Annotated in this window: 25 protein-coding genes; 10 read left to right on the top strand and 15 right to left on the bottom strand. The window is 55.5% G+C overall.

All coding sequences use genetic code 11. The features are described 5' to 3' along the window. Nucleotides 1–202 precede the first annotated feature (202 nt). Both LKE08_RS25460 and LKE08_RS25455 read right to left on the bottom strand, forming a co-directional pair. The gene (locus LKE08_RS25460) at nucleotides 203–715 is read right to left on the bottom strand and encodes a DUF262 domain-containing protein (RefSeq protein WP_324707087.1); all 513 of its coding nucleotides are present in this window, start codon (nucleotides 713–715) and stop codon (nucleotides 203–205) included. A 103-nt stretch (nucleotides 716–818) separates the two neighbouring features. Continuing rightward, on the bottom strand, nucleotides 819–2,054 hold the full coding sequence (locus LKE08_RS25455) for an NAD(P)/FAD-dependent oxidoreductase (RefSeq protein ID WP_324707086.1): 1,236 nt from the start codon (nucleotides 2,052–2,054) through the stop codon (nucleotides 819–821). Between the two features lie 186 nt (nucleotides 2,055–2,240). On the opposite strand from LKE08_RS25455, the gene LKE08_RS25450 reads away from it, so the two are divergent. Both LKE08_RS25450 and LKE08_RS25445 read left to right on the top strand, forming a co-directional pair. Next, nucleotides 2,241–2,543 (top strand): type II toxin-antitoxin system Phd/YefM family antitoxin, encoded by a 303-nt coding sequence (locus tag LKE08_RS25450; RefSeq protein ID WP_324707085.1) that lies wholly within the window; start codon nucleotides 2,241–2,243, stop codon nucleotides 2,541–2,543. Next, on the top strand, nucleotides 2,524–2,865 hold the full coding sequence (locus tag LKE08_RS25445; RefSeq protein WP_324707084.1) for a Txe/YoeB family addiction module toxin: 342 nt from the start codon (nucleotides 2,524–2,526) through the stop codon (nucleotides 2,863–2,865). Before LKE08_RS25450 ends, LKE08_RS25445 begins: the two co-directional genes overlap by 20 nt. On the opposite strand, the gene LKE08_RS25440 is transcribed toward LKE08_RS25445, so the two are convergent. The 3 genes from LKE08_RS25440 to LKE08_RS25430 form a co-directional block, all read right to left on the bottom strand. Then, nucleotides 2,843–3,241: a hypothetical protein gene (locus LKE08_RS25440; protein WP_324707083.1), complete on the bottom strand. Its 399-nt coding sequence runs from the start codon at nucleotides 3,239–3,241 to the stop codon at nucleotides 2,843–2,845. The genes LKE08_RS25445 and LKE08_RS25440 overlap by 23 nt on opposite strands. A 75-nt stretch (nucleotides 3,242–3,316) precedes the next feature. Beyond that, nucleotides 3,317–3,955: a hypothetical protein gene (locus LKE08_RS25435; RefSeq protein ID WP_324707082.1), complete on the bottom strand. Its 639-nt coding sequence runs from the start codon at nucleotides 3,953–3,955 to the stop codon at nucleotides 3,317–3,319. A 91-nt stretch (nucleotides 3,956–4,046) separates the two neighbouring features. After that, entirely contained in the window at nucleotides 4,047–4,556 is a 510-nt protein-coding gene (locus LKE08_RS25430) for an alpha/beta fold hydrolase (protein WP_324707081.1), read from the bottom strand. Between the two features lie 392 nt (nucleotides 4,557–4,948). On the opposite strand from LKE08_RS25430, the gene thiL reads away from it, so the two are divergent. After that, nucleotides 4,949–5,944, top strand: coding sequence for a thiamine-phosphate kinase (gene thiL, locus LKE08_RS25425; RefSeq protein WP_324707080.1), 996 nt, complete (start codon nucleotides 4,949–4,951; stop codon nucleotides 5,942–5,944). Nucleotides 5,945–6,043: 99 nt separating this feature from the next. Here the strand turns inward: thiL and LKE08_RS25420 are convergent, their stop codons facing one another. Next, nucleotides 6,044–7,060, bottom strand: a complete 1,017-nt coding sequence (locus tag LKE08_RS25420; RefSeq protein ID WP_324707079.1) for a type I glyceraldehyde-3-phosphate dehydrogenase — start codon at nucleotides 7,058–7,060, stop codon at nucleotides 6,044–6,046. 602 nt (nucleotides 7,061–7,662) lie between these two features. Between LKE08_RS25420 and murC the strand changes: the two genes are divergently transcribed. From murC to LKE08_RS25395, 5 genes are all read left to right on the top strand, one after another. Further along, nucleotides 7,663–9,279, top strand: a complete 1,617-nt coding sequence (gene murC / locus LKE08_RS25415) for a UDP-N-acetylmuramate--L-alanine ligase (RefSeq protein ID WP_324707078.1) — start codon at nucleotides 7,663–7,665, stop codon at nucleotides 9,277–9,279. 65 nt (nucleotides 9,280–9,344) lie between these two features. Further along, nucleotides 9,345–10,331 (top strand): UDP-N-acetylmuramate dehydrogenase, encoded by a 987-nt coding sequence (murB, locus tag LKE08_RS25410; protein WP_324707077.1) that lies wholly within the window; start codon nucleotides 9,345–9,347, stop codon nucleotides 10,329–10,331. A gap of 405 nt (nucleotides 10,332–10,736) precedes the next feature. After that, nucleotides 10,737–11,087 (top strand): YbaB/EbfC family nucleoid-associated protein, encoded by a 351-nt coding sequence (locus tag LKE08_RS25405; protein ID WP_324707076.1) that lies wholly within the window; start codon nucleotides 10,737–10,739, stop codon nucleotides 11,085–11,087. 117 nt (nucleotides 11,088–11,204) lie between these two features. Then, nucleotides 11,205–11,336, top strand: coding sequence for a hypothetical protein (locus LKE08_RS25400; RefSeq protein WP_324707075.1), 132 nt, complete (start codon nucleotides 11,205–11,207; stop codon nucleotides 11,334–11,336). Nucleotides 11,337–11,571: 235 nt separating this feature from the next. After that, a complete protein-coding gene (locus LKE08_RS25395) occupies nucleotides 11,572–12,063 on the top strand; it encodes a low molecular weight protein-tyrosine-phosphatase (protein WP_324707074.1) in 492 nt (163 codons plus the stop codon). 253 nt (nucleotides 12,064–12,316) lie between these two features. On the opposite strand, the gene LKE08_RS25390 is transcribed toward LKE08_RS25395, so the two are convergent. Beyond that, nucleotides 12,317–12,985, bottom strand: a complete 669-nt coding sequence (locus LKE08_RS25390) for a response regulator transcription factor (protein ID WP_324707073.1) — start codon at nucleotides 12,983–12,985, stop codon at nucleotides 12,317–12,319. 558 nt (nucleotides 12,986–13,543) lie between these two features. On the opposite strand from LKE08_RS25390, the gene LKE08_RS25385 reads away from it, so the two are divergent. Continuing rightward, nucleotides 13,544–14,188 (top strand): thermonuclease family protein, encoded by a 645-nt coding sequence (locus LKE08_RS25385; protein WP_324707072.1) that lies wholly within the window; start codon nucleotides 13,544–13,546, stop codon nucleotides 14,186–14,188. An 83-nt stretch (nucleotides 14,189–14,271) separates the two neighbouring features. On the opposite strand, the gene LKE08_RS25380 is transcribed toward LKE08_RS25385, so the two are convergent. From LKE08_RS25380 to LKE08_RS25370, 3 genes are read right to left on the bottom strand one after another with little or no spacing between them, the layout of a single operon-like run. Further along, nucleotides 14,272–15,840: a metallophosphoesterase gene (locus tag LKE08_RS25380; protein WP_324707071.1), complete on the bottom strand. Its 1,569-nt coding sequence runs from the start codon at nucleotides 15,838–15,840 to the stop codon at nucleotides 14,272–14,274. A gap of 37 nt (nucleotides 15,841–15,877) precedes the next feature. Next, nucleotides 15,878–17,665: a hypothetical protein gene (locus LKE08_RS25375; protein WP_324707070.1), complete on the bottom strand. Its 1,788-nt coding sequence runs from the start codon at nucleotides 17,663–17,665 to the stop codon at nucleotides 15,878–15,880. A gap of 42 nt (nucleotides 17,666–17,707) precedes the next feature. Beyond that, entirely contained in the window at nucleotides 17,708–18,478 is a 771-nt protein-coding gene (locus tag LKE08_RS25370; RefSeq protein WP_324707069.1) for a pentapeptide repeat-containing protein, read from the bottom strand. Between the two features lie 183 nt (nucleotides 18,479–18,661). On the opposite strand from LKE08_RS25370, the gene LKE08_RS25365 reads away from it, so the two are divergent. Beyond that, nucleotides 18,662–18,865 (top strand): hypothetical protein, encoded by a 204-nt coding sequence (locus LKE08_RS25365; protein WP_324707068.1) that lies wholly within the window; start codon nucleotides 18,662–18,664, stop codon nucleotides 18,863–18,865. Between the two features lie 300 nt (nucleotides 18,866–19,165). Here LKE08_RS25365 and LKE08_RS25360 read toward each other — a convergent pair whose 3' ends face one another. From LKE08_RS25360 to LKE08_RS25340, 5 genes are all read right to left on the bottom strand, one after another. Beyond that, nucleotides 19,166–20,026, bottom strand: a complete 861-nt coding sequence (locus LKE08_RS25360; protein WP_324707067.1) for an amino acid ABC transporter substrate-binding protein — start codon at nucleotides 20,024–20,026, stop codon at nucleotides 19,166–19,168. A 276-nt stretch (nucleotides 20,027–20,302) separates the two neighbouring features. After that, a complete protein-coding gene (locus LKE08_RS25355; RefSeq protein ID WP_324707066.1) occupies nucleotides 20,303–21,217 on the bottom strand; it encodes a phosphate ABC transporter substrate-binding protein in 915 nt (304 codons plus the stop codon). Between the two features lie 41 nt (nucleotides 21,218–21,258). Then, the gene (locus LKE08_RS25350; RefSeq protein ID WP_324707065.1) at nucleotides 21,259–21,957 is read right to left on the bottom strand and encodes a PspA/IM30 family protein; all 699 of its coding nucleotides are present in this window, start codon (nucleotides 21,955–21,957) and stop codon (nucleotides 21,259–21,261) included. A 166-nt stretch (nucleotides 21,958–22,123) separates the two neighbouring features. Continuing rightward, the gene (locus LKE08_RS25345) at nucleotides 22,124–23,464 is read right to left on the bottom strand and encodes a hypothetical protein (RefSeq protein WP_324707064.1); all 1,341 of its coding nucleotides are present in this window, start codon (nucleotides 23,462–23,464) and stop codon (nucleotides 22,124–22,126) included. 293 nt (nucleotides 23,465–23,757) lie between these two features. Further along, complete coding sequence (locus tag LKE08_RS25340; RefSeq protein ID WP_324707063.1) at nucleotides 23,758–25,569, bottom strand: ABC transporter ATP-binding protein; 1,812 nt, start codon at nucleotides 25,567–25,569, stop codon at nucleotides 23,758–23,760. Nucleotides 25,570–25,585: the final 16 nt, after the last annotated feature.

Here is a 25,585-nt window from a genome sequence, read left to right as displayed (position 1 = left end):
GGGTGGGTTAGGCGCGGCAGTAATTTTTCGGAAAAACCCACAACTTTCCATCCGCGCCGTAACCCACCATTTCCTTTAATACGGTTAAAAAAATGGATCTGGATAGAGCGGTTTTCGATCCAATGAGATCCGGATGATCCCCCTAAATCCCCCTTGAAAAGGGGGACTTTCTAAATTGCTGTATTACGATTTCAAATGGGAATTAAGAAGAATTGAGTCGTCGAAATAGTTCATAAATCATTTTTTCATTGTCCGCCAAAATTATATTAACAGCTATTTTAGCCCGTTTTATAAGCAAACGCTGTGTTGGAGTCAAAGAATTTTCCGGGTCATTCTCATCATTCCACTTTTTCCCGTTCAATGAAGGCAAATATATCGTGTCTTGCAACATCGTAAAAGATTCGTATTGATGGGAATTTTCAATTTTTAGAATGCCCAAAAATTCATAAATTGCTGATAGTCTTTGCAAACCATCAATCACCTCCCAAATACCATCATGTCTTTGATTGACCAAAATTGCCGATATTGGTATCCCCATGAGGATCGATTCTATAAATGCTGACTTGCGTTGATTTGACCATTTAAAAGCAAGTGAATTTTGGTTGATTTCGAGATCGCCTTCCTCATATAGGCTGATCAACTCGCCGATAGACATTGAGTAACTGTCCGTCTTTATTTCTCGTCTTGTTTTGTCGATTTCTTCTTGTAATGACATTGCCGATAAGTCGAAAACTTTACAATTGATGATAACCCACGATAACAGTATATCATCGTAAGTTGTCAAAGTCCCCCTTACCAAGGGGGATTTAGGGGGATTTTTAATTTTCAAACATATTTCCCATTCCCTTCCCCGCCAGCCATCCCGTCGTCCAGGCATTTTGAAAGTTAAATCCCCCCGTCACCCCGTCGATATCGAGGATTTCCCCGGCGAAATACAACCCCGGACAGCGGCGACTTTCCATCGTCTTAAAATCCACATCTTTCAGACTCACGCCGCCGCAGGTGACGAACTCTTCCTTAAAGACTCCTTTTCCGTTGATTTGATATCGCCCCCGCTTCAATTCTTCCGTTAATCGATTTAACTCCTTTTTCGACAATTCCGCCCAGCGTTTTTTCTCGTCAATTTCCAACCGCAAAATCAGATATTGCCAGAGGCGACGGGGTAAATTTACCGGGGAGTGAGAAAAGAGCGATCGCTTCGGAAATTTCCCTTTCGTCTCCGATAACAGATCCCGCAATTTTTCCATATTCGACGACGGCAACCAATCGACAATCAAGGGGGTTTGATAGCGACACTCCTGCAAAAACCTCGCCCCCCACGCCGACAACTTCAACACCGCAGGGCCACTCATTCCCCAGTGGGTAATCAACAACGGCCCGGTTTGGGATAATTTCGCCCCCGGAAGCTGCAAATTCACCGTTTCCACCGACACCCCCGCCAACTCTCGCAGGGGTTTGTCGGCAATATTGAACGTAAATAAAGAGGGGACGGGAGGAATAATTTTATGTCCCAAATCCGCCGCCCAGCGATACCCCGCCGGACTGCTTCCGGTGGCAAATAAAAGGCGATCGCACCTCAAAACTTCCCCCGTCCGCAGCGACACCTCAAACCCGTTATCCAATTTTTTGACAGCCGCCGCAGCCGCCCGAGTTCGCAAATTCACCCCCGCAGTTTTCGCCGCATTCATCAAACAATTAATAATCGTTTCCGAGTCGTCCGTTGTCGGGAACATTCGCCCGTCCGCCTCGGTTTTTAGCCTCACCCCCCGGCGGGTAAACCAGTCCACCGTATCCTTAGCCTGAAACCGACTGAACGCCCCCCGCAACGCCTTTCCACCCCGGGGATAATTGCGGACAAACTGAACCGCATCGAAACAGGCGTGAGTCACATTGCAGCGTCCCCCCCCGGAAATGCGGACTTTCGCCAGGGGAGTTTTTCCGGCTTCCAATAGGGTAACATGGGTGTGGGGGTAAGTTTCCCGACAGGCGATCGCACCAAAAAAACCCGCCGCCCCGCCGCCAATCACAATTATTTCCATCGGTTCAACTGACATCTTTTTCCTCTTATTTTATCCGCGATCGATATAAAATAGATCGATATCTCCACAAATTATCTATAGCCGTGTGAAATGACAGGTAAAAATTCGATCCGCTCAAAGCCCCCAGAATTGGGGACGTCGGTGGCGAGTCCTTTTTCCAGGATTTACGATCGCGATCGCTCATTGCTATACTGAGTTAAAATGTCAAACGAAATTCCCCGTAAAACTCCGATGGATAGCATCAGCCTCAAGCAATTTCGCGACAACCTCCAAGATTGCATCGATCGCGTCATCAATCGACACGACCCCCTGAAAGTTACGGGGCAAAGCGGTTCCGACTTCATCGTCATCGGTGTCGAGGATTGGGAAGAAATCCAAGAAACCCTCTACGTCCTGCAAAACACCGACTTGATGCAACAGATCGCCCGCTCTTTTGACACCCATCGCAATAGCCAGGGCTACCAACCTTCAAGTGAGGAAACTGATGAGATCCTTGGTGTTTGAAGGGGATACATGGTTGGTGTATGAAGCCCTCAGACAAAAAGATGCCAAACAGCATCGCGTTTTGTGTCGGCTTCTCAAGGAAATGTTACGAGGCGATCCCGCCAAAGGCACGGGCAAGCCAGAACCGCTCAAACATCAGCTTTCCGGATTGTGGTCGCGACGACTCTCCCAAAAAGATCGGCTGATTTATAAATTCGATGACCGATATATTTACATATTTGCGTCGGCGGTCATTACGATTAAATGCGAGGGTTTCAAGCCAATTATATGGCAGTGTTGGGTGCGTTCCCACTCATCTTTCACCGGTCAAGTCGGTCGGTGACGGTTGGGAACGCGCCGACAATATCCCTCGCCGCCCATTTCTCCAATTTCTGAAACCATTTGGAACGCGCCACAACAATAATAAACCCAATCGGGAGAACCAAAAACTGTCCGAACATCCGCGCCACCAATCCACCCTGATTGAAAACCACCGACACCAACCCATCCGCCACCCGCCAAGACCACACTATTGTTAACAAAAATAGCAATAATCCCAACAGTCCCGCCTGTTTGCCAGAAATTCCCTCAACCCGCCGAAATACCAACGGACGCCGCAACTTTTTCACACCCCAGGCGATCGCATTTTGCACGCCAACCCCAACAGTCCCCAGCCCGATTAACTCGATCCAAACCCACACCAAAAATAGCCAACTCACCCGCAATTCTAGGGTGTGGGACGGAAATAAAAATAGTTTCAGGGTTGGGGTGTAATTATAGAGGCAAAAAATCGGCTACTGGAGGAGAAATTGAGGCAGTTGCAGGAGGTATCGGGGCGCGATCGCAATTTCTCTGACGCCACATAACAGCGTCGGCAGAAACACCGCCGCCAGGATAACACACCCGTACAAACCCCCCACCCACACCCGCCTGGAGAAGCGCTGGGGGTCGCTGAGGGCGTAATTTCCCACCGATAGCAATACCGCAGTAAATAATAGCATATTGCCGGCCCCGATCGCGGGAGCTGGCCCCGTCCTTCCCAACCCCCAAATCGCCGTCATCAGCAGTCCCAACAGCCCCGCCACGCACCGCCGCCAGAGGTGGTGCGCCATCGGCGGAAAGGGCTTTTCGTAGGGTTGGAGGAAGACGCAAACGGCGAAGAAAATGCCCCCGCCGAACATCAGAAATGAACCGATAATGAAGCGATGGACGACAAACGGTTTTTCGATTTCCGGGAGATCGAGACTTTGCTGAGTCCACCGAATCAGCGATCGCATCAATTGCGGATCGAAGGGGGCAATCAAATGATCGGCGCTTCCGGAAATCACCAATTTTCGCGCCGTTCCCTCTTGCCAATTACCGCAAGTTGTACTATTATTATTAATACAGGGCGGGTCGGGATTATCGGTCGCTTTCCGCAGCGTTTCCCGCACGTCTTTGGGGGGTTGATCTGTTCGTAGACTCCCGCGCCGAGGAATAAATTGGCGGGGGAAGTGGGGGCGGCATTTCCCGCCATTCCCAACACTATCGTCGATCGCAATTGCGGACTTGAGTCGCTAATTGCAGGGCGGTGGTTCCCCCCATAGAATGCCCCAAAATACCGATGCGATCGCGATCAAAGCGTCCCGGTTGACGGCGGATATAATCGAGAACCGTCCGGGCGTCGGCGAGGGTGTTTTTATCCAAATTTTCGATGGATTTTTCCCCCACTTTCAGCGGGTAGGATTCCCCGTAACCCCCGAAATCAAATGCGATCGCGGCGACTCCGTGGCGGGCGAATTCCACCGCCAAAGGCGCCATCATCTGTTTGCTATTATTTACCCCGTGACACCATATCATCACGCCGTGGGGCGCCGGTTGTCCGGTGGGGGTGTAAATGCGGGCGAAAAGGTTCTGTCCCGAGTCTCGGGGAATGACAACCGATTCCACGTCAATGCCGGTGGCGGGGTTGGATAGCAGGCACAAAATTAACGCGATCGCCACCAGCAGCAACCCGAAAATTCTCCGATGTCGTCCGGTTCGTCGTTTGTTCACATCGGCGCGATCGACGATAACGAATTGATTCGATATTCTACCACAATCTCCCCCAATTCTATCGGCACCGACCGAACGCCGGCTACGGGGAATTAATTATTTCAAAAAAAATAAAGAAATGTTAAAAATTTCGCCTTTTTTTGCCGGGGGGGTTGCTTTTTTGCTTGACTTCCGCTATTATTTTAGATAATGGGAATAGTTGCAAAAATTTTATTTTTTTACCCACCCGATTATAATCTTTATGTCAATAGTTTATCAGCGATCGCCCCTCCCCGTCAACCCCTCCCGATCGAACAGTACAAAAAAGTGGCGGTGAGGCATCGGGACAGGAAAAAGCGAGCTTAAATTAGGGCGCAAGCCGTCGCGCCCCGACCATCTAAAATTTCCCCCAAATGTACGTTCGAGATATTGGCGAACAAGGTTTATTAAAAATCGTCAAAAAATATTGTCCCCCCGACGTGGTGGGGGACGATGCGGCGGTGGTCGATTGTCCGGCCGATCGCGCCCTGGTCGTGACGACGGATATGTTGGTGGAGGGGTGCCATTTCAGCGATCGCACGACCCCCCCGGAGGCGGCGGGGTGGCGGGCGGTGGCGGCCAACCTCTCGGATCTAGCCGCGATGGGGGCATCGCCCTTGGGAATTACCGCCGCCCTGGGGATAACCGGAGAAACGCCCGTCGCCTGGGTGGAGGGATTTTATCGGGGGATGGCGGACTGTCTGGATCGGTTTCGGACTCCCATCGTGGGCGGCGACCTCTGCCGGTCCCCCGTCAACTCCGTATCGATTACGGCCTTCGGGGCGGTTTCTCCCGATCGCGTCATCCGGCGGACGGGGGCGAAACCGGGGTGGATGATCATCGCCACCGGGGTGCACGGAGATTCCCGGGGGGGGCTGGAATTGCTGTTGAATTCGGATGTAGGGGAGTCCCTATCGGAACCCGAACGGCGATCGCTGATCTTTGCCCACCAGTATCCCCGGCCGCGATTGGATGTTTTACCCGTCCTGGAGAAGTTGTGGGAAGCCGATCCGAATTTAATTGTCGCCGGGATGGATAGCAGCGACGGACTGGCGGACGCGATCGTGCAAGTCGCCCAAGCCTGCGGGGTGGGGGCCAGAATCGACACCCGCCATCTGCCCACCTCCGATGCGTTGAAAAAGCTGGTTTCGTCGCAGCAGGCGATGAAGTGGACGCTCTACGGCGGCGAGGATTTTGAATTGGTGTTATTTTTGCCGCCCGCCCCGGGCCAGCAGTTGGTCGCAGAATTAAAAGCGGGCGCGATCGTCGTCGGGATGACGACGGCCGAACCCGACATTATATTGACAGGCGAGGGAGAATCGGAAATTGAAACTCCCCTCACCCTCAGCGAAGGCTTTCAGCATTTTTGAAACCCCCCGGGGCAAGATGGCACGGGAAAAAAGAGTGAAAGCAATTTTCTTCCCTTTCCCCCGTCACATCCCCCAATTTTTCGGTTCAGTTATCCCGTCTTACCAGTGCTTCGCGACCAGTTCCGCCAAATCGACGACCCGCTGGCTGTAGCCCCACTCGTTGTCATACCAGGCGATCACCTTGACCAAATCGCCGTCCATCACCATTGTCAGGCTGGCATCGACGATGGAAGAGGCATCGTGTCCCCGATAGTCGCAGGAAACCAGGGGCAGGTCGCTGTATTCCAGGATGCCCTTCATCGGCCCTTCGGCAGCTTCTTTGAGCACTTGGTTGACTTCTTCGGCGAAGGTTTTCTTCTCAACCTGGGCAACAAAGTCCACCACGGAGACATTGGGAGTCGGAACTCGCATTGCAATTCCGTTGAGCTTGCCTTTCAGATCCGGGATCACCAGGGCGACAGCCTTAGCCGCACCGGTGGACGTCGGCACAATATTGAGAGCCGCGGCCCGCGCCCGTCGGACATCGCGGTGGCTGGCATCCAGCAGGCGTTGGTCGCCGGTGTAGCTGTGGGTGGTGGTCATCGTCCCTTTGATGATCCCGAACTTTTCGTGGATCACTTTCACCACCGGAGCCAGACAGTTGGTGGTACAACTGGCGTTGCTGACGACGTTGTGAGCGTTGGGATCGTAGGCGTGGTCGTTGACACCCATCACATAGGTCCCGATGTTACCGCCCTTGCCCGGAGCCGTGATCAGTACCTTTTTCGCCCCCGCCGACAGGTGCTTCGAGGCTCCTTCTTCGGTGACGAAGACACCCGTCGCTTCAATAATCAAGTCGATGCCCCATTCGCTCCACGGTAAATTGAGTGGATTGCGATCGGATACGCACTTGATCGTTTTGCCGTTGACCGTCAGAGAATTTTCATCGGCTTTGATGTCCACGCCCTCCAACGTACCCAACATGGAGTCGTACCTCAGCAGATGAGCATTCGTTTTAGGGTCCGAGGTATCATTGATAGCGACCACGTCGAGGTTCGTGTTGTCTCCTCGGGTCAGCCAACAGCGCATAAAATTGCGTCCGATCCGTCCAAAACCGTTGATTGCGACTTTAATCACCTTGTTCCTCCTAACGATGGCATCGCCCAACTCAGGCTCACGCCTTCTCAAAATGAGTTCCTATTGACCCCAATCATACCGTAAAGGCTGACCTCTTCTTACGTTTCAGTATTCAATCTTGGAGTTTTTTGCGATCGCGGACGGGAATTCGGGTGTCGGGCGTCGGGTGGGGAGTCGGGAAGGGTCAGGGGGCACCGACAACAATCCCCCAGGCCCCCATCTCCCCAGTCGCTTTTCCGGGGGGTCCTGGGTCGGATGGGGGGGGACGGAGCCGAAAACGCCGGGGATCGTCGGGGGATCGCGATCGGAGAAGGGGACCCACCGGGGGCCGCCGACTCCATCTGGCGTCCGCGATCGCGCCCCTCTCCGACGGCGGTCGCCGGACATCGGAACCCCCGGTTTCCCGGGATGCGATCCGGTGATTTACGCTTATTGCAGGTATATAGTATACAACTACGTAAAGCGTTCAATTCTGACCGAAGAGGATCGATCGCCTAGAATGCATTCTGGAGAGAGCCCACTGATGAGTGTCCGGCAACGGACAATTCTTGATATGATAATCGCCTGTTACGGGCGTGGTGTGGTGTGTTGAGGAGCAATTGATGCCTAATACTGTTGAATTTAATGGCAGGCCGTTTCATTTCATCGGGATCGGTGGAATTGGAATGTCAGCCCTCGCCTACATTTTGGCGAAACGCCAGTTGCCCATTTTCGGCTCGGACCTTCAAACCAGCCACATAACTCGGCGTTTGCAAGGGATGGGAGCCCACATTTTTTGGAGTCAAGATGCCAGCAACTTTGACATTTTTCGGTCTCCCAATGGCAACGGCACGATGTCGCATCGGAGCGGCGCGACCGCCCCGGCCGTGAGTCCCGAATCCCCGCCGGGGGAGGGATGGGGAGATGGGGGGACGGGGACGCCGACATCGGACGGGTCAAACGGGAAAGGGCCATCGTTTTCCGGGTTCCAACTGCCGCAGGTGATCTGTTCGACGGCCATCCATCCCCAGAACGCCGAATATCAAGCCGCCCTCCAATTGGGATGCCCGATCTTTCATCGCTCCGACTTGCTGGCCGCCTTGATCCGGGACTACCAAAGTATCGCGGTCGCCGGCACCCACGGAAAGACGACGACGAGCAGCCTGATCGCGTTCCTGCTCCTGGAGGCGGGTTTGGATCCGACCATTTTGATCGGGGGGGAAGTGAATGCTTGGGAAGGGAACGCCCGCATGGGGCGCGGTCCCTACATGGTCGCCGAAGCCGACGAGTCCGACGGCTCCCTGGTGAAACTGGCCGCCCGGATCGGGGTGGTGACAAACATCGAACTCGATCACCCCGACCACTACCAAACCCTAGATCAAGTCGTCTCTACTTTTCAAGTCTTCGCCGGCCAGTGCGAAACCGTCGTCGGCTGCATCGACTGCGAAACCGTCCGCGATCGCATCCGGCCGTCAGTGAGCTACAGCCTCAACCCCCAGTCGGATGCGGACTACACCGCCGATGAGGTTGAATATCACCCAGATGGCATCGTCGCTCGGGTGTTCGAGGGCGGGCGACCTTTGGGCCGGCTCCGATTGCAACTGCTCGGACGCCACAACCTCAGCAACGCCCTGGCCGCCGTGGCCGTGGGGCGGTTACTCGGCTTGGAGTTTTCCACCATCGCCGACGCGGTGGCCCGATTCCAGGGAGCCAAGCGCCGGTTTGAATACCGGGGTCATTGCGGCGGCATCCAATTTGTGGACGACTACGCCCACCACCCCAGCGAAATTCGCGTCACCTTGGCCGCCGCCCGCCTGCGGATGCAACCCCCGCCCCCGACAGCTCTCACCTCCGTGCACCCCACCGCCGCGATCAAACGGGTGATCGCGGTTTTCCAACCCCACCGGTACAGCCGCACCCGGGCTTTTCTCGAAGAGTTTGCCGAGTGTTTCGGCGACGCCGACCTGGTGCTCCTCACGGACATTTACAGCGCCGGCGAACCCGATTCCGGGGCGATCGACGGCCAGCAACTGGCCGACCGCATCGCCCGCCACCATCCCCGCGTCGATTATCAGCCCACCTTGGAGGCGGTCACAATCCGGCTGCGGGAACTCCTGAAACCGGGGGATTTGGTATTGTTTCTCGGCGCCGGCAACCTCAACCGAGTCATTCCAGAAGTCATGGCATTTTTTCAAGACTCCGATGGCCAGTCCGAGGCTCATCCGACCGAATGTGCGTGACGGGATTCGATCTCTCGATGTGCTGACTCAATTCCAGGCATTTCTAATTAAATAAGTATTCGATTATGGTCATGACTGTTTCCTCTGGCTCTCCAGGTCAAGTGAATGGGCAACCCGTTCGCCAATCCTCTCCGAAGGAGAATCGCTGCATCGCCCTGTTGGGCAATGACTGTCTGATTCAGTCTCGGGTTTCCCTGGCTTCGTTGACGTCGTTTCGGGTCGGCGGTCCGGCGGAGTGGTACGCGGCACCCCGCTCCCTGGATCAGTTGCGGGCCTGTTTGGAATGGGCTAATTCTGAAGCCCTGCCCGTCACTTTGTTGGGGGGCGGCTCGAATTTGTTGGTGAGCGATCGCGGGCTGCGGGGATTGGTGATCGGCACCCGCCACCTGCGACAGATCCACTTCGACCGGGAAACCGGACGGCTGACGGTGGGTTCGGGGACATCTTTGCCCCGGCTGGCCTGGAAGGCAGCTCGCATGGGCTGGCGGGGTCTGGAATGGGCCGTGGGCATCCCGGGAACCGTGGGGGGGGCGGTCGTGATGAACGCCGGCGCCCACACCGCCTGCACGGCGGATATTTTGGTCGGCGCCAACGTCCTCGACCGCGCCGGAAAGTTGAACGTGTTGACCCCCGACCAGCTCGATTACCGCTACCGCACCTCCAACTTGCAGGGGGGCGATCGCCTCGTCACCCAAGCCACATTTCAGTTGCAGCCCGGCGCCGACCCGGGTCGGGTCATGGCCGAAACGGCCGAACATTTCCGCCGCCGCCGGATGTCCCAACCCTACCACCTCCCCAGTTGCGGCAGCGTCTTCCGCAACCCTGGCCCGAAAGCCGCCGGGTGGCTGATCGAGCAGACGGGTTTGAAGGGTTATCAGATCGGTCGGGCCCAGGTCGCTGAACGCCACGCCAACTTTATCTTGAACTGCGGCGGGGCGACGGCCAGCGATATTTTCCAACTCATCCACCACGTCCAAGAACGGGTGGAACATCGGTGGTCCTTCCGGCTCGAACCGGAAGTCAAAATTTTGGGGGAGTTTCGAGCCTCCTAGGATCGAGCTACTCTAAAATACAAAGGGTGGGGCGGGTTTTGACTCGCCAACCCCTCGGTCGGGGGGAGACAATGAAACCGACCGGCGGTAGAATCGAAGTCCCGATGCACTTGGGAGTGCCGAGAGTGGCAAGGTTGGCGATTCTCGCCCGACAAAATGTCCGACCCCAAAGAATTACCCGATCGCGGGGGCGGCAGCGGAAAGCGAACGAGAAGTCAAAACCGACCCGCGTTCAACTCCTGATAAGATCAATGTCAACAGTGGGGTCGGACATCGCCTCACTCTAAACTGCGAAACCCAAACCCACGCCGTTTGGGCCCAGAAGCCCGCGTCAGACCCGCCGGGTCAACGCCGGGAAGATGTCACGACAGTCTCAGAGTGTTCTAAGCGCGACGGAAATTAGTTATGACACAAGGAAAAGGATTTGGTGGCGGCTTCGGCCTCGGCAAAATGAAGGAACTCGCCGATGCGTTTAAAAAAGCGCAGCAGGTCCAGGAGGGAGCCAAAAAGCTTCAGGAAGAGTTGGACGAACTCGAAATTTTGGGAGAAGCCGGCGGCGGTTTGGTCAAGGTCTATCTGAGCGGCAACCAAGAACCCCGCCGCGTGGAAATCTCCCCGGACGCTCTGGGCGAGGAGCCGGACGTGGTGTCCGACCTCGTCCTGGCGGCGATGAAGGATGCCTACAACAATTCCACCACCACCATGCGGGAGCGCATGGAGGAGTTGACCGGAGGACTGAACTTGCCGGGAATCTAAACAAACAGGTGGCAGTCGCCCGCCCGGTCGGGACTCTTGAACATCCCAAAACCTCCCGTTCACGGACTCCGAAGCGAAAGCTGACGGCCCGAAGTTGACTGCCGAGCGCCATAGATTTTGGCACATCTCCCTAACTTCGAGCGCCCCAAGTTGGGGAGAATCCTTCTGCTGCGCCGCGATCGGATTCGGGCGGACACCGGAACTCGAACGGCTATGTACGCCGGGGCGATTTTCGCGATCGCTTTTTGATACCGCCGCAGCCCCAACCGCTTCCCCCGATGCCCGACTTCCGAGAACCGCACTCGAGATATTTCGGTTATAGCGACGAGCGCTCGTCTGTTTACAGTTTCGTCCAGGGGGAAAAACCTTGAAATCCTGATGACCCGGGAATTTCCCATCCCTACACCCGTTGCCCTGAGCGGAGTCGAAGGGCTACACCCCAGTGCACAGCGCTATAATTTTCAGAACTCGACCCTAACTGACTGTGAAACCCAGACCCTATCGGCTGCTATTCGTCTGCCTCGGCAACATCTGCCGGTCGCCCTCGGCAGAAAATATCATGAATTACCTGGTCGAAAAGGCCGACCTCGGCGATCGCATCGTCTGCGATTCCGCCGGCACCTCCAGCTACCACATCGGCTCCCCCCCCGACCCCCGCATGACCCAGGCGGCTAAAAAGCGGGGAATTTTCCTCAAAGGACAAGCCCGCCAGTTCATGCCGGAGGATTTTGAAGCCTTCGACCTGATTTTGGCGATGGACCGCGACAATTACCAGCAAATACTCTACCTCGACCGCCCCGGAAAATACCGCGATCGCGTCAAACTCATGTGCGACTTCTGCCGCCACCACACCCTCCGGGAAGTTCCCGACCCCTACTACGGCGGTCCGGAAGGGTTCGACCGCGTGATCGACCTGCTCCTCGACGCCTGCGAAGGCCTCCTGGAATTCGTCGTCCGCCAACAGGAAATTAATTGATAATTGATAATTGATGATTGATCATTGTCAATTGACAATCATCACCCCCCGAGGATAGAGGTTTTGCAGTTTTAGACCCTCCCCCCACCGGGTCGATACACCGTTCGATTGTCAATTAATCATTATTAATTGTTAATTATCAATTTTAATTGTCAATTGACCAGAACGCCCCCCCGACAATCGAGGTTTTGCAGTTTTAGACCCTCCCCCACCGAGTCGATTGTCAATTAATCATGATTAATATTATTAATTGTCAATTGACCAAATCGTTTTCGATCGCGAACCGCAGCAGTTCGGCGCGGTTGTTGCTCTCGGTTTTTCTCAGCAGGCTGCTGACGTACTTTTCGACGGTGCGGGAACTGAGGTGGAGAGAATCCCCAATTTTCGCGTTCGAGAGGCCCTCGGCGAGTAAATCCAAAACCTGCTGTTCCCGCTCCGTCAGGTGGATGGTGACGGCGGGTAACGTCGCAGAATTGTGTCGGTTTTCCGTCGGACTCGCGTTGGTCTGGCCCGGGTCGGAAAGCCGGGTTCTCCACTCCGCCTCGATCAACTGCGATCGCTCCAATAGCGATCGGATCACCACCCCCAACTCTTCGAGTTCAAACGGCTTGGGGAGGTAGTTGTCGCACCCCAATTGATAGCCCCGAATTCGCTCTTGGGTGCTGGTATGGGCGGTCAAAAAAATCACCGGCAGCAGGCGGAAAGCCGGCTGGGACCGCACCTGCTTGACTAGCTCGAAGCCATCCATCTCGGGCATGGCGATATCCGTTACAATCAGGTGAGGTTGGTGCTTCTCCACCAACTTCAGGGCTTCCTGACCATTTTCGGCGGAAATGACCAGATAACCCGACATTTCCAGATAATCACTAATCGAGAGGCGAGTCCCCAAATCATCGTCAACAACCAGGAGTGTCAAAGGCATAGAGACTGGGGATGAAAGACTGGAGAGCGATCGAGAACTGGAGATTTTGAGTCTTGAGAGATGTTACAGATCGGCCGATTCACTGACAACTTTCCGGACATTAACAATTCATACACGATAGCGCTGTGCCATCTCAATTGGGCGAGAGCATCCAAATCAATCGAAAACTGAAATAGGTGTTCAGTTTAGCATTATATCCAGTTTTGCAGTGCATCGGGATCGGAGCTGAAAACGGATGCGATCGCCCCGGGAGTCGGCAGTCGGCGATCGGGAATTTGATAGCCATCCGCTTTCGGTCAACTTCCCACCCTTCGGAAATCTGGGAATTTTGTGATGTCCCAACTGTTCGGGCGACCGCTAGAACTGCCAAAATTGGAGATCGAGCAATGATCGCTCGCGTGTTGAGAGTCGGGTGAGGAGGACTGACCTTGAAACCCTGTAGGCGAAGGTATCGGAGCGGGGAGTGAGAAGTGAGGAAGGATCAGAATTTCTCAATTCTCACTTCTTTTCTCTCCCTACACCCTACACCCTACACCCTACACCCACGCGCCACGCCATATGAACCCATTCCTTCTTGCCGCCCCCCTCATCCCCCTCCTCGCCGCCGCCCAGATGGTCGCCACGGTGGCGAGAATCGGCGACGGCGACACCCTCACCGTCAATGCCGGGGGACGCGATACGACGATCCGGCTGGCCTGCATCGACGCGCCGGAATCCGGCCAGACCGGGGGTTCCGAAGCCACCCGCAGGCTGGCGCAACTCGCCCCGCCGGGGGCGTCCTTGACCATTATTCCGGTCGATCGCGATCGCTACGGGCGGTTGGTGGCGGTGGTGTTCAGCAATGGCATCAACGTGAACGTGAAATTGGTCGAGGAGGGGCGGGCGATCGTCTACCGCCGCTATCTGCACAAGTGCCCCGACAGCCGGGAAGCCCTGTTGAGGGCCGAAGAACGGGCGAAAGCCAGTCGAATCGGCTTCTGGAGCCAGCCGAAGTGCCCCCCCGAACAATTCCGCCACGGCGATTGTCCGGCGAGTGTCCCACCCGCCCGGAATCGGTGCGACCCGTCCTATCCAAGTCTCTGCATCCCCCCGAACTCCCCCGATTTGGACTGCGGTGACATTCCCCACCGCAACTTCCCGGTCAGGGGAGGCGACCCCCACCGGTTCGACCGGGACGGCGACGGGATCGGGTGCGAGGGTTAACCTATCCCGACTCCCGACTCCCGACTCCCGACTCCCGACTCCCTGTTCCCTGGGCGCAGCACTAGATTTGAGCGGACATCATATCACCCCCCCACCACAAACGGCTCGGACTCGGGAAAGTGCCACTCTCCCCGGATGCGTTCGGCCACCAGAGGGTAAATCAAAAACTTGGGGGGACATCCGGATTGGACATCGATCCGCAACCCCGAATAGGGGCGGCGCTTGTGCTTGCCGTGGCCCGATCGCCCCACAAATCGGCGGGATTCGGCCACCACCCGGCGCTCATTTCCCGCGATCGCCTCTTCGAGTTCCGGCCCCTCGGGGCGCTGGCGGCGCAGGCTGTAACCGCTCCCCCCGCAGACGATCCAGTGGATGTGGGAGTCAGCCGAACCGGTATCGCGGGTGTACAGGTGTTCCAGACAGTGGGCGTGGCCGTTGAGGACCAGATCCACCACCGGACGGCTTCCGTTGCGATCGCCGATCGCCTCGGCGACCGCATTCAACACCGCCCGCAGGCGGTGGCGGACCGCCAGGGTTTGGGCCTGATTCCACTTGGTGGCTTCGGTGACGTAGGGGGGATGGTGGAAATACAGCACCCGCCCCCGCACCTGCGAGGTATTCCAGGACTCGATCAATCCCCGTTCCAGCCATCCGAGTTGCTCGAAATCGATGACGGATTTGGAATTGACGTGGAGATTTTTTTCGATGTCGAGCTTAATTTCGTCGATTTGTTCCAATTTAGCGTTGAGATCGTCGAGGTGGTCGCGATCTTCGGGACTGTCCGGGTTGAGGCGGGCGATCGCTTCGGTGAACTGTTGTTTTTCCCGTTCGACCTGATTGAGGCGGTCGATGAGTTCTCGCCGGCGGGCGCGGCCTTCCGGGGTGTTGGGGAGGGGTACCGGGTCGTTGAACGTGTTGGAGTCGAGGGCGAAAAAATCGATGCCGCCCCGGCGGAATTGGTAGTAGCGGTTGGGCAGGCGGGTGAAGAGCCCGATTTCGTAGCGCAGGCAGCGGCTGTTGCCGACTTTCCCCCGATAGTGGCGGTCGAGGTGTTCCCTCAATTCGGCGTCGCGGTACAGTTCCAGACAGTCCAGAAAGGCCCGGGCGTAGGCTTGGCCTTGGAAGGAGCCGTGGCGGCCGATGTCGAAATCCACCTGCGATCGCAACAGGTGGCGGATGGTGCCGACGAAGGGGGCGACGAACTGGTAGAGAAAGGGCAGGTCATAATAGTCGTGATTTCCCGGGACGGGCAGGATCGGGAAGTCGAAGGTCATGCGGTCGTAGGCGATCGCCTTGGGGTTGTCGCCCCCGACCAGAAACTCCCGGTAGGGTTTGATGAAGTTGGGGTAATAATACTCGCTCGACCCGACCTGATAGACCACATCGCCGGTGTGCAGCAGAAATTGACAGTCGGGGCGGTGTTTCAGGAGCAGTTCCGCGATCTGGCGCTGGGGGCGGTGGCCGCGGTGGTAGCCCGTGCCGCTGTCGCCGATCGCCAGAAAGGAAAATTCGGACTCATCCGGGTCTGCCTCCCCGAAAACCAGGCGGGTTTGGTCGATATTGTGCCGGGCGATCGCCGGTTCTTGCCACCGCACGCGCTGTTTCATGCGGCGAATTTTGGTGGCGGTGGATGGGTCGGAACGCAGTTGCATGATATCTCTCGGTGATGGCGGTCCCCCTCAATTGTGCCTAGGAATACATTTGAGTTTCCAGGGCCTTGAGGGTTTGCTGTCTGTTTTTCTGGTGTTTGAACAACTGCCGCAGGTCCAACCGGGAATTCAACGTCGTCGGTTCGGGGTGTCCGTCCGGGCGGCGACGCAGGGCGTCCACCCCGTCCAACTCCGCCATCAGACTCCGGTAGGCTGCGACACCCGAGGAGACTCTGAACGGGTGGTTTTCCGGACTGCCGAGGGAGCCCACCGCCTGCCACGTCTGACCCCGGGTCGGGCGCGATGTCGGGGCATCCGCCGCGATCGCCCTGTCCCGGTCGGGGTGGGCGATGCCCGACCGCAGCTTTTCGGCGGGGGAGAGTTCGGCCACCCGGGCGACAGCCACCCGGGCCGCCGTTTCGAGGAAGGCGTTGACCCCGCCGATTTCGTGCATCCCGGACAACAGGCCGAGCCCCCCCCGGGAGACGGTTTCGTAGGCGGACTCAGCCAGGGCGCCGGGCCGGACTTCCACCCGCTCGGGGACGGTGTCGGGAATGACATCGGGGTGAGTCTCCAGGACGGAGGCTTTGACCGCCGCGATCGCCTCCCAGGATTCGTGCCAATCTTCCCCGTCAAATTCGTCCTCGAACTCGAGGGGTCGCTCCCGCAGCAGTCGGCAGATCGACCGGCACACCTCGGGAAGTTCCGCCTTCGTCATCCAGGCGTCGAAGGCTTCGAGGAGTCCCGGGTCGGAGGTGTCCCGGCCTCGCCGCAGGCGATCGTAGGTGGAGAGGAACCCCTGTCGGTTCTCCTCGGCGATGGCGGGGTCGGTGTAAATCCTGTTGATCATTGTCGCGTCAACGGCCGTCACCCAGGCGATCGCGCTCGTCCGCAAATAATATTTTTTGAGTATGATAGGTCGGCCCGATGTCAGGACGATCGCATCCAGGCGGGTCAAATTCTCGAAGCTGGGAATCACTTCCCCCGCCCGCCAATATTGATAGGTGGTGCGGAGCGCCCGCTGTTCGGGCGGGTCGAGTTCGGAGATCGCCAGGGTGGATTCCAGGCAATTTTCGATCGCCACCAACCGGGAATTGTAGGTGGCGATGGTGTAGCGCTGGCCGATTTCCGAATATAAAGGGGAAGAAAAAACGAGGTGGTCAAGCAAATTGAGCGCCGCCGGATCGTCGGTTTCCAAACCCGAAATCAGGCGATTGTAGGCTTCAAAACAGCGAATTTTGCTGCGATCGTGGATGGCAGATTGGACGACCAGGGAATTGATTTTGCGGTCGATATTGTAGGCGGAATTGAGGAGGGTGTGCAAGATCAAAAAGGCATCTTTTCCCTGCAATCCGCACCCTTTCAAACGCAGGTTCGTGCCTTCGGTGCAGTGCGGGGGGATTTTGACCTCGTATTTTTTTCCCGTCATCACCGTGACCGGTTGATTTCCCCCAAAGGTGGCGAGTTGGGAGGGCAAAAAAATGTGGTAGAGTTCGTCCTTACTCCAATCTTGGACGGTGCTGGCGGGGCTCTCTTCGTCGGTTTCCGGGTAGATATTTTCCACCCAATGTTGTGCCCGCTTGATGGCGGACTCCACCGTGCCCCCCGCCGTTTCGTAGGCCGCTTTTCTGGCTTCCGAAGCCCGGTGTCCGAGCGCGTCCCCCATTTCCGAGGCGGTTTTTCGGGCGTTTTCGGTCGCTTTTTCGGTGACGTTTTTTCCCAGCTCCGAAGCCTGCCGACTCACATTTTTGGGCAGGTCGGACACCTTTTGGCTTACAGCATTCCAAAACGACGACTTTTTGCGATCGCCCATCATTCCCAACTCCATAAAATTTGACGGTCTCAAACGGCCCGTGCGGCCGGTTTTATTTTAAAAAACGAATCGCAACAGCAGGGGAGCCGCCGTCTGAAAGAATCTCATGAACACCCCGCTGCCCCCCTCGACCTCCGTGGGGGTTTGGCGAATTTCGAGCACTTCCACCAGTTGGCCGGCTACCTGTTCCCCCTCCGGACTCCCCAACCGGGCGTAAAGTTGTTGGGCGTATTTCGCATCCGCGATCGCCCGGGGCAGTTGGCCGAGGTCGGCTAAGGCCATGCTGCGGGCGAAATAGGCGGCGGCTAAATTCGGCTTCAGGTCGAGGGCGAGATTGTAGTAGTCGATGGCATTATTATAATTGCCTTCCAGGGCTTCCTGAACCCCCAGGCGATAGAAATCTTCGGCATTGCCGACGCTGGCGGGCAGTCCCACCACCCCCACCAGTTGGGCCTGGTTGATCATGGCATTTTCCACGATCGCGTTGCTGAGGTAGGCGCCCCGCAAGTCCGCCCCTGCTAGGTTCGCATCCGTGAGGTTCGCCCCCGTCAAATTGGCGCCGTGGAGGCTGGCCCCCGTCAAGTTGGCCCCGGTCAAATTGGCCCCGGTCAGGTCGGCGCGGCTGAGGTTGGCCCCGACCAAATTGGCCCCGGCCAGGTCGGCGCCCGCGAGGTCGGCCAGTACCAAACCGGCGCCGGCCAAATTACAATTGGGGCATTGTTGGGTGGACAGCAGTTGCCGGATCGCCTCTAAATCCTCCGCCCGGGCGGGGCCGAAGGGGAGGAGGGCGACAGACAGGGCGATCGTCGTCAGAATTGGAAATTTCATGGTTTTAGCCTGTAGGAGGTGTTAAACCGGGGGCGACAGTTTCCCCGCTTCGCCGCTCCGTCCGCGCGATCGCGATCGCTCTCACGGCGGGAGTTGATTCAAATCACAATCCCGGACTCGTCCCATCACGGTCATTTCGGAAACGGGGAGAGATAATAGGAGTATAGCGTTATCTGAGTTCCCATGCTGGCGCAGTTTTCCCCTCCTTCTACCAGTCTAGATGCTCTCATCGAGCGAATTTTGATGTCTCGCCAGATCACCCGAGACGATCAAAAACAATTGATGAATCTGCTCCTATCCAAAGAATGCCTCAGCGACGAAGAACACAACTGCATTAACGAAGTTTTTGATCGCCTCCGCCGGGGGTTGCTCCACGTCGTCGAGTGAGTTCGATCACGTCCAGCTACAGGATACTGTTATTTGCCAGCGGGGAATCGGTCTGTCCAGGTCGTTCCCCGTTTGGTTTTTGGGCGCAGGGGGTAAGGGGGCGGAGGAAGCGGAGGGAGGGGAGGGAGTAAGGGAAGCGGAGGAAGAGAAACGGGTGGAACATCCGCACCGCTTGGGAATTAATTCCCAAGCTAATAGCCAAAATCATATTCAGATGATTGGGGAATTTGTACGGATCTGACTATAAATTTGCCTCCGGTCGCCTCCGGTCGCCTCCGGTCGCCCCTGTGCCCTTCTCACTCATTCGGGATTGGAACTAAATTTCTGATAGGGAAACCGCCCCCGCTCCGAATCGAACCATTGATTCCAGAGTGCCGTATTTTCCGGGCTGGTGATGGTCGAGTTGACCACCCTTCCCCACTCCCGGCTGTTGAGGGGCAAGATGCAGCCGTAATCTTCAAAGGTGACGGGTTGTCGGGGGACCAGCGGGAAGGCGTCGAAATCTTGTCCCTGTCGCCACAATTCTCCGAGTAGTAAAATGCCGTCGCCGGCGATGCCGTCGAGTTCTCCGGCTTGCAGGCGGCGGACGCCTTCGGCCCGGTCGGGGAGGGCCTCCCACGTCGCTTCCGGATAGATGGAGCGAAAATCGTCGTCGGTGGTGGTGGACTCCAGAAATCCGACGGTGACTTGTCCGGCGGTGACGGGTTCGAGTTGGGTTTCGGACACTCGGGTGGGATCGAGGCGATCGCGATCTTCACTCCGGACCAAGAGCTGAATCCCGGTGGTAAAAAAGGGAATGGAAAAATCGACTTTGGCTTCCCGTTCGATGGTGACGCTGGCGGCTTCGCAGACGAGATCCAGGTTGCCGTTTTGAACAGCCTCGAAGCGATCGCCGAGGGTGACGACGGTCAAATCCAATTCGAGCGATCGGCTCAGTTCTTCTTCGAGTTGAGAATGGATCAATTCGATCAGATCGACGGCATATCCCGCGATCTCGCCCTCGTCGTCGAGATAACCGAAGGGGACGGCATCGGTCCGCACGCCGGCCCGCAGGACGCCCGTCCGCTCGATTCGCTCCAAAACCGTTTCCGCCAACGCGGGCCAGCCAAAACTGACGCTCAGAAATAAACCGAGTAGGGGAATTGCAAATCTTTGATACATCGAAAAATTGTTTCAGGTTTTTTCAGATCGGACGCATCCGGCGGCAAATTGCTCCCCCGGGGAGCAGAGCCATTTCATTTGGGGGGCCCAGGGGCCCAGGGGAAATTTTTCGGAGTATAAAGGTATTTTTCACCTAAAAAAACTCTCGATGGGTCCCAACATCACCAGTTCCAACCATCTCCCCCGACTATTTTCACCCGAGAATGAAACGGCCCCGCCTCGGGGAGAAGACGCACCCATCAGAAATAGCACTAATCCCGAAACCCTGGCAAGGCTTCAGTTTGCCCCCAGCAGGGCTTGCTGTCCCTCGGGAGAGGTGACGTAGCCCAAAAATGCCTGAATTTCCGGCGTGACTGGGGTTTTGTAAACGTAGGACAGTTGTCGCTGGTAGGGATAATTTGCGGCTTCCGGCGTGACTCCATCGATGGGAACCACCCGCACGGTTTGCTGGTTCGCCACCTGGGCGTAGGTGGCATAGCCGATGCCGTCTTGATTCAACTGTCGCAGCATTCCGGTGGTTTCGTCCCGCGGCAGGGTGGTGATGTTGGGGGTATTGCCGAAGTTTTGACCGCCGAGGGCCAGTTCTTGGAACACTTGATGGGTGCCGCTGACGGGGGGACGGTTGAGAACCCGGATCGGCGCGTCGGGTCCGCCGACTTCGGACCAGTTGGTAATTTGTCCGGTGAAAATTCCCCGCACTTGGTCGGAGGTCAGCCCCCGCCGGTAGGGGTTCTCGGCGGACACCACCAGGGCAATTTGGTCGAGGGCGACGGGGACGGCGACCAACCCCTGATTTGGTTCCTGGGGGGTGAGGGGGCGAGAAATCGCCGCCAGGTCCGCCTGTCCGCTTAAAACGGCTTGGATGCCGTTGTCCGAGCCGGTGGCTTGGGTGTCAACTGTTGTTCCCGGAAACTTGGATTCAAAGCCGGATTTCAGGTTTTGATTGATCGTCACCATTGCGGTGGACCCGTCGATGCTGACGGCGGTTCCGGCGGGGACGGACGTGGGCGGCGTGAACACCAGGGCATCGGGCGGCGGGGGCGGCGGGGGCGGCGCCGGGGCGAGGGGTGTGGGGGCGTTTCCTTGGATTTCCTCGGCGGACTGTTTGCTGAAGAACCAGTAACCGACGCCGGCGAGGATGAGGAAAATCAAAATATAGACAATCGGAGGGGGGCCACTTCGTTTCGCCATGATTTTAATTGCCAGATCAAATTACACTTTAAATGGAGATTTTAACGGTTTTCCCCGAGTTGTTTTAACCGTTGAGAAACGGTTTCTTCCCAACGGCTCGGATCGCCATCGAGGGTTCCGGTGTCCGCCGAATTTGAAGAGAGTTCGGCCAGGGCTTGTTGTTCGAGCGATCGCATCTCGACTTCGTTTTTTGCCTGTTCAAATTGCGATCGCGCCGAGTTCATATCGAATTCGTCGTTAACTTTGGCGATCGCGGCTAGGGCTTCGTTGATCTCCTGCAAATCTTTGAGGTTGTCTAACTCCATTTTGGCGGTTTCGAGTCGCATTCGCTCTTGATTGAGTTTGCTTTGGGACAGATTCACATAATTTTCCGCCTGTCGCACCCGCTCTTCTAACTGGGGTAAAATTTTCTCAATTTGCATGATATTTGATACCGCCAAACGGGCGCCGGCGGTGTCTCCGTTTTGTTGGGCGGCGATCGCTTTTTGTTCGAGTCGCTGCATCTCCCGCACTTTCCCCTCGTACCGCTGTTTCGCCCGCCGGTACACCTCCATTTGGGTGGAAACCACCTGAGCCAGTTGTTTGACGGTTTCCTGCATGGTTCGCAGGGACGCTTCCGCCACTTCCAGGGAGTCCGGGGACGCTTCCTCGGTTTCGGAGCTGCCCCAGAGCCAATTCCAGGCGGATATGGTCACTTTTCCGGCTCTATCGCCCATCAGCCAGTAAATAAACCCTTTCACCCTCGCGAGTCTCCCCAACTTGAGCGCCACTCTCAGTTTATCTTAGGTTGTCAGTTATGGCACGACAGGAATTAATGAGGACATTTGGGAAATTTCACCACAGAGGCACAGAGAACACGGAGAAGTTGTTGATCTTCATCAAATGACTGAGTTGAATCGAAAATTACTAATTCATCGCCGATACTTTTGTCGCCATTTTCTGGCTGTAATCGAAGTTTTTCTGGTACTGAATGACGCGATCGCGGGCGATTTCATAGTTGTCACTTTCGGGGGGAACTTGCCCCATCAATTCTGTCGCGACTTGCCAATTTTGGGCGACGATATTCCAGTCTTCTTCGGAGTCGGCGGTTTGTGCCAAATTGGATGCGATCGTCGCTTTGTTGACGGCTTCTGAGAAAGGATCGGGAGGGATGACGGGTTCCGGTTTTTCGGGTTCGGAAATTGCTGTTTCAATGGGTTTCGGTTCTTCCTGGGATGGTGCGATCGCTTCCGATTTTGTCGGTTCTACCGTTTCAGCCGTGGTGACGGGAGGGGTGCGATCGGTAAAACTGCTAATCACCGTTCCGATATATTCGGTATGTCGAGAAAATGCGTAAATAGATGAAATCGTGACACATGAAACGAGGGCGATCGTGCAGAATTTAATAACGCTTTTAGCCCGGATATGCTTGCGAATCAAAAATTCTGCTTGATATAAATAAAGGATTGCAATCAGCCAAATGACCGTCGCAGTATTATTCCATTCCTCCATCCGATCTCGATATTGGTAATAACAGGAATTTGCAAAACTGCCGAAATAATAACAGTCATCTCCGGGCAAAAAGGGGATCATCAATATTAAAACGATCGCGATCGACAGCAATAAAACAATGGTGGCTAGTATTCCTTCCCACCAACTTCGCCAACCCGGAATCCACCATGTTTTTGATTTAGAATTTTTAAAAATAAATAAAATTAGATTATGGATCAACGCAAAAACACATATTGACCCGAAAAATACACCTCCTATAGCCATTAAATAAAAACTATAATCCTCGGAAATTGCGGTGGCTATTTCACCTGTCACCACACCCCAAAATCGAAAAAATTCAACTACGATCCCCAGCCACAACAACAGAGCGATCGCCCGCAACCAAGAACTGGGATAGGGAAACCATGCTGGCCATTTAACGTTAATTTTTGGAAAGAACTTTGATGGTTTCTTTTCGCTTTCTTTGGTGAAGTCGCGACACTCTTTCCACTCGACATTAACTTTTCCCAATTCTCGCCCTTGAATCAAAACAGTTTTAATCGATTGAGCTCCGATTTTCCCCATCGCTTGGCAGATAAAATCCACGGAGGAAGTGCGATCGGGTACTGTTGGAGATTCAAGAATAATTTCCAGATAGTCCTGTTTTAAGTGGGTGTGGACGATAGTATTTTGATCCGGAAGCAGATATTGGATAACTTGTGCGATCGCCTCCGGATCGCCGAGTCTTGCCTGTTTGAGCGAAGGTGTTGATGCCATAGTATTAATCCTGACCCCGATTTGCCAATTATACCAGCTTTTCGGTGTCAATAAAAGTCCGTAATTTCCGGGTTGCGATCGGTGTCGATTGTCAATAAATGTTGCCGAAATTTCATTTTTGTTGAAGCGATCGCGATATGTGCGATCGGTGCGATACAATCGATCCCCCTAAATCCCCCTTAAAAAGGGGGACTTTTATCCCATTAAAAGCCCCCAGAATTGGAGGTTTGGGGGCGATAAAACGGCTCATCACTTATCATTAAAAGCCCCCAGAATTGGGGGTTTGGGGGCGATCACATCACATCTCCAGTTTCCTGAAGTGCGTGCAGACGCCGATAAATCCCCTGGCGGTTCAGGAGTTCGTCGTGGCTGCCGACTTCCACAATTTTACCGCGATCTAAAACGACAATTTTATCGGCTTCGCGGATAGTGCTGAGGCGGTGGGCGATGATGATTGTCGTGCGAGTTCCCAGGATGTTGTGCATGGCGAGTTGGATCGATCGCTCCGACTCGTAATCCAAGCTGGAAGTCGCCTCATCAAATATCAAAATATCCGGATTAACCAGCAGTGCCCTGGCGATGCCGAGACGCTGTTTTTGCCCTCCGGAAAGCCTCACCCCGCGCTCCCCGACGACGGTATTATATCCTTCAGTAAGTTGGGCGATAAACTCATCCGCTCGGGCGATGCGGCAGGCTTCATTAACCTCCGTTAAAGTAGCTTTTGGGTTGCCGTAGGTGAGGTTATTTAACAGGGTTCCGTTGAACACATCAACATCCTGGTGGACGATCGCCAACCGCCGCCGATATCCCGCCACATCCAAATATTGGATATCCTCGCCGTCAATTAAAATTCGGCCGCGATTCGGTTCAAAATACCGGAACAGTAACTTCACCAAAGTAGACTTTCCGGAACCCGATCGCCCCACCAATGCCACCGTCTGACAGGGTTCGATGACCAAATTGATATCCTGCAAAACGGGTTTTTCCGGGATGTAACCGAAGCTGAGATCGGAAAATTCCACCTTTCCGGTAAAGTTGTAAACCGGCGCGGATTTTGTCGCCTCCGGATCGGCGGCATCCCGGCCCTTCGGCAACTGCAAGAATTCGTGAAACCGCAGCATCGAAGCGTAGCGGCGGGCGAACACTTCGGCCAAATTGCTGATGGGAGTCAGTTCAGAATAGGCCATACTCGCCAGGGTGTACAGGGTGACAAAATAACCCAAAGAAATTTTACCGCCTGCTGTCGCCGCCAAGGTAAATCCCAAGACGGCAAACAGACAAAATTGAACCACCGTATTTTGATAGGTAAGCAGGTAAACATAACCCTTGTGAATGCGGTGGATGACCACTTGCAATTCCCGATTCAGGCGGGTGGCTTGCCGTTTCAACTCCCGCTCTTCCGTGGCAAAGGATTTGACGGTTTTGATGTTGGTGATGATTTCAGAGTTGCGACTCTCGGTATTTTCTTGATGGCGATCGAGAGCTGCTTCTAAATCGGTCAGGTGTTTGAGCTTTTTAATGGTGAATGAAAGGACAAACAAAAAAGACGCGATAAAGAACAAACCGATCTGCCACTGGATCAACAAAATCACGATAAAAATACCGAAAACTCGCACCAATTTGGGAATCAACTGACCCGCGACTTCGGGGTAAGTCCAGGTGTGGTTGGCGACCCCTTTGGAGACGCGGCTGGCAATGCGCCCGGGGTTGTTTTCGTCGTAAAATTCCAGGGGGAGGGTGAGGATTTTTTGGATGGCGTTGCGGTGCTGATCCCGCCGAGCTTTGAGGGGGATAAACCAGTGAAACCACGACCCCAACCAGGGCTGCACGGGCGCCTTAATGACGGTGACGACGAAGATCAAACCGAGTAATACAATTAAAGCGGTTTGTTGGTCGTCCGGCAGTCCGGTGAGGGATGCGATCGCGCTGATTTGTTCCTGTATCAACCGATCCGCCCCCCGACCCGACAGGACGTTTAAAATTTGTCCGATCGCGTAGGGGACGACGAGATCGATCAGTTCAAACGCGCTCGACGCGCCGATACTGAACAGCGACAGCGAATGATACTGTCGGAAGTAGTTGCAGATATCCCGAAAGGTAGCCATGACTGAATGACGGTCG

The organism is Lyngbya sp. CCY1209, assembly GCF_035615495.1.
Taxonomy (GTDB): Bacteria; Cyanobacteriota; Cyanobacteriia; order Cyanobacteriales; family Microcoleaceae; genus Limnospira.
Note: the sequence above shows the minus strand (reverse complement) of the source record. Positions and strands in the feature narration are given on the sequence as shown.

Coding starts and splice junctions, on each gene's coding strand:
- LKE08_RS25460 (WP_324707087.1), bottom strand. CDS start 715: ATGTCATTACAAGAAGAAATCGACAAAACAAGACGAGAAATAAAGACG.
- LKE08_RS25445 (WP_324707084.1), top strand. CDS start 2,524: ATGAGATCCTTGGTGTTTGAAGGGGATACATGGTTGGTGTATGAAGCC.
- LKE08_RS25355 (WP_324707066.1), bottom strand. CDS start 21,217: ATGGCGAAACGAAGTGGCCCCCCTCCGATTGTCTATATTTTGATTTTC.
- LKE08_RS25450 (WP_324707085.1), top strand. CDS start 2,241: ATGTCAAACGAAATTCCCCGTAAAACTCCGATGGATAGCATCAGCCTC.
- LKE08_RS25340 (WP_324707063.1), bottom strand. CDS start 25,569: ATGGCTACCTTTCGGGATATCTGCAACTACTTCCGACAGTATCATTCG.
- LKE08_RS25375 (WP_324707070.1), bottom strand. CDS start 17,665: ATGGAGTTGGGAATGATGGGCGATCGCAAAAAGTCGTCGTTTTGGAAT.
- LKE08_RS25365 (WP_324707068.1), top strand. CDS start 18,662: ATGCTGGCGCAGTTTTCCCCTCCTTCTACCAGTCTAGATGCTCTCATC.
- LKE08_RS25380 (WP_324707071.1), bottom strand. CDS start 15,840: ATGCAACTGCGTTCCGACCCATCCACCGCCACCAAAATTCGCCGCATG.
- LKE08_RS25405 (WP_324707076.1), top strand. CDS start 10,737: ATGACACAAGGAAAAGGATTTGGTGGCGGCTTCGGCCTCGGCAAAATG.
- LKE08_RS25345 (WP_324707064.1), bottom strand. CDS start 23,464: ATGGCATCAACACCTTCGCTCAAACAGGCAAGACTCGGCGATCCGGAG.
- thiL (WP_324707080.1), top strand. CDS start 4,949: ATGTACGTTCGAGATATTGGCGAACAAGGTTTATTAAAAATCGTCAAA.
- murB (WP_324707077.1), top strand. CDS start 9,345: ATGGTCATGACTGTTTCCTCTGGCTCTCCAGGTCAAGTGAATGGGCAA.
- murC (WP_324707078.1), top strand. CDS start 7,663: ATGCCTAATACTGTTGAATTTAATGGCAGGCCGTTTCATTTCATCGGG.
- LKE08_RS25360 (WP_324707067.1), bottom strand. CDS start 20,026: ATGTATCAAAGATTTGCAATTCCCCTACTCGGTTTATTTCTGAGCGTC.
- LKE08_RS25390 (WP_324707073.1), bottom strand. CDS start 12,985: ATGCCTTTGACACTCCTGGTTGTTGACGATGATTTGGGGACTCGCCTC.
- LKE08_RS25455 (WP_324707086.1), bottom strand. CDS start 2,054: ATGTCAGTTGAACCGATGGAAATAATTGTGATTGGCGGCGGGGCGGCG.
- LKE08_RS25370 (WP_324707069.1), bottom strand. CDS start 18,478: ATGAAATTTCCAATTCTGACGACGATCGCCCTGTCTGTCGCCCTCCTC.
- LKE08_RS25385 (WP_324707072.1), top strand. CDS start 13,544: ATGAACCCATTCCTTCTTGCCGCCCCCCTCATCCCCCTCCTCGCCGCC.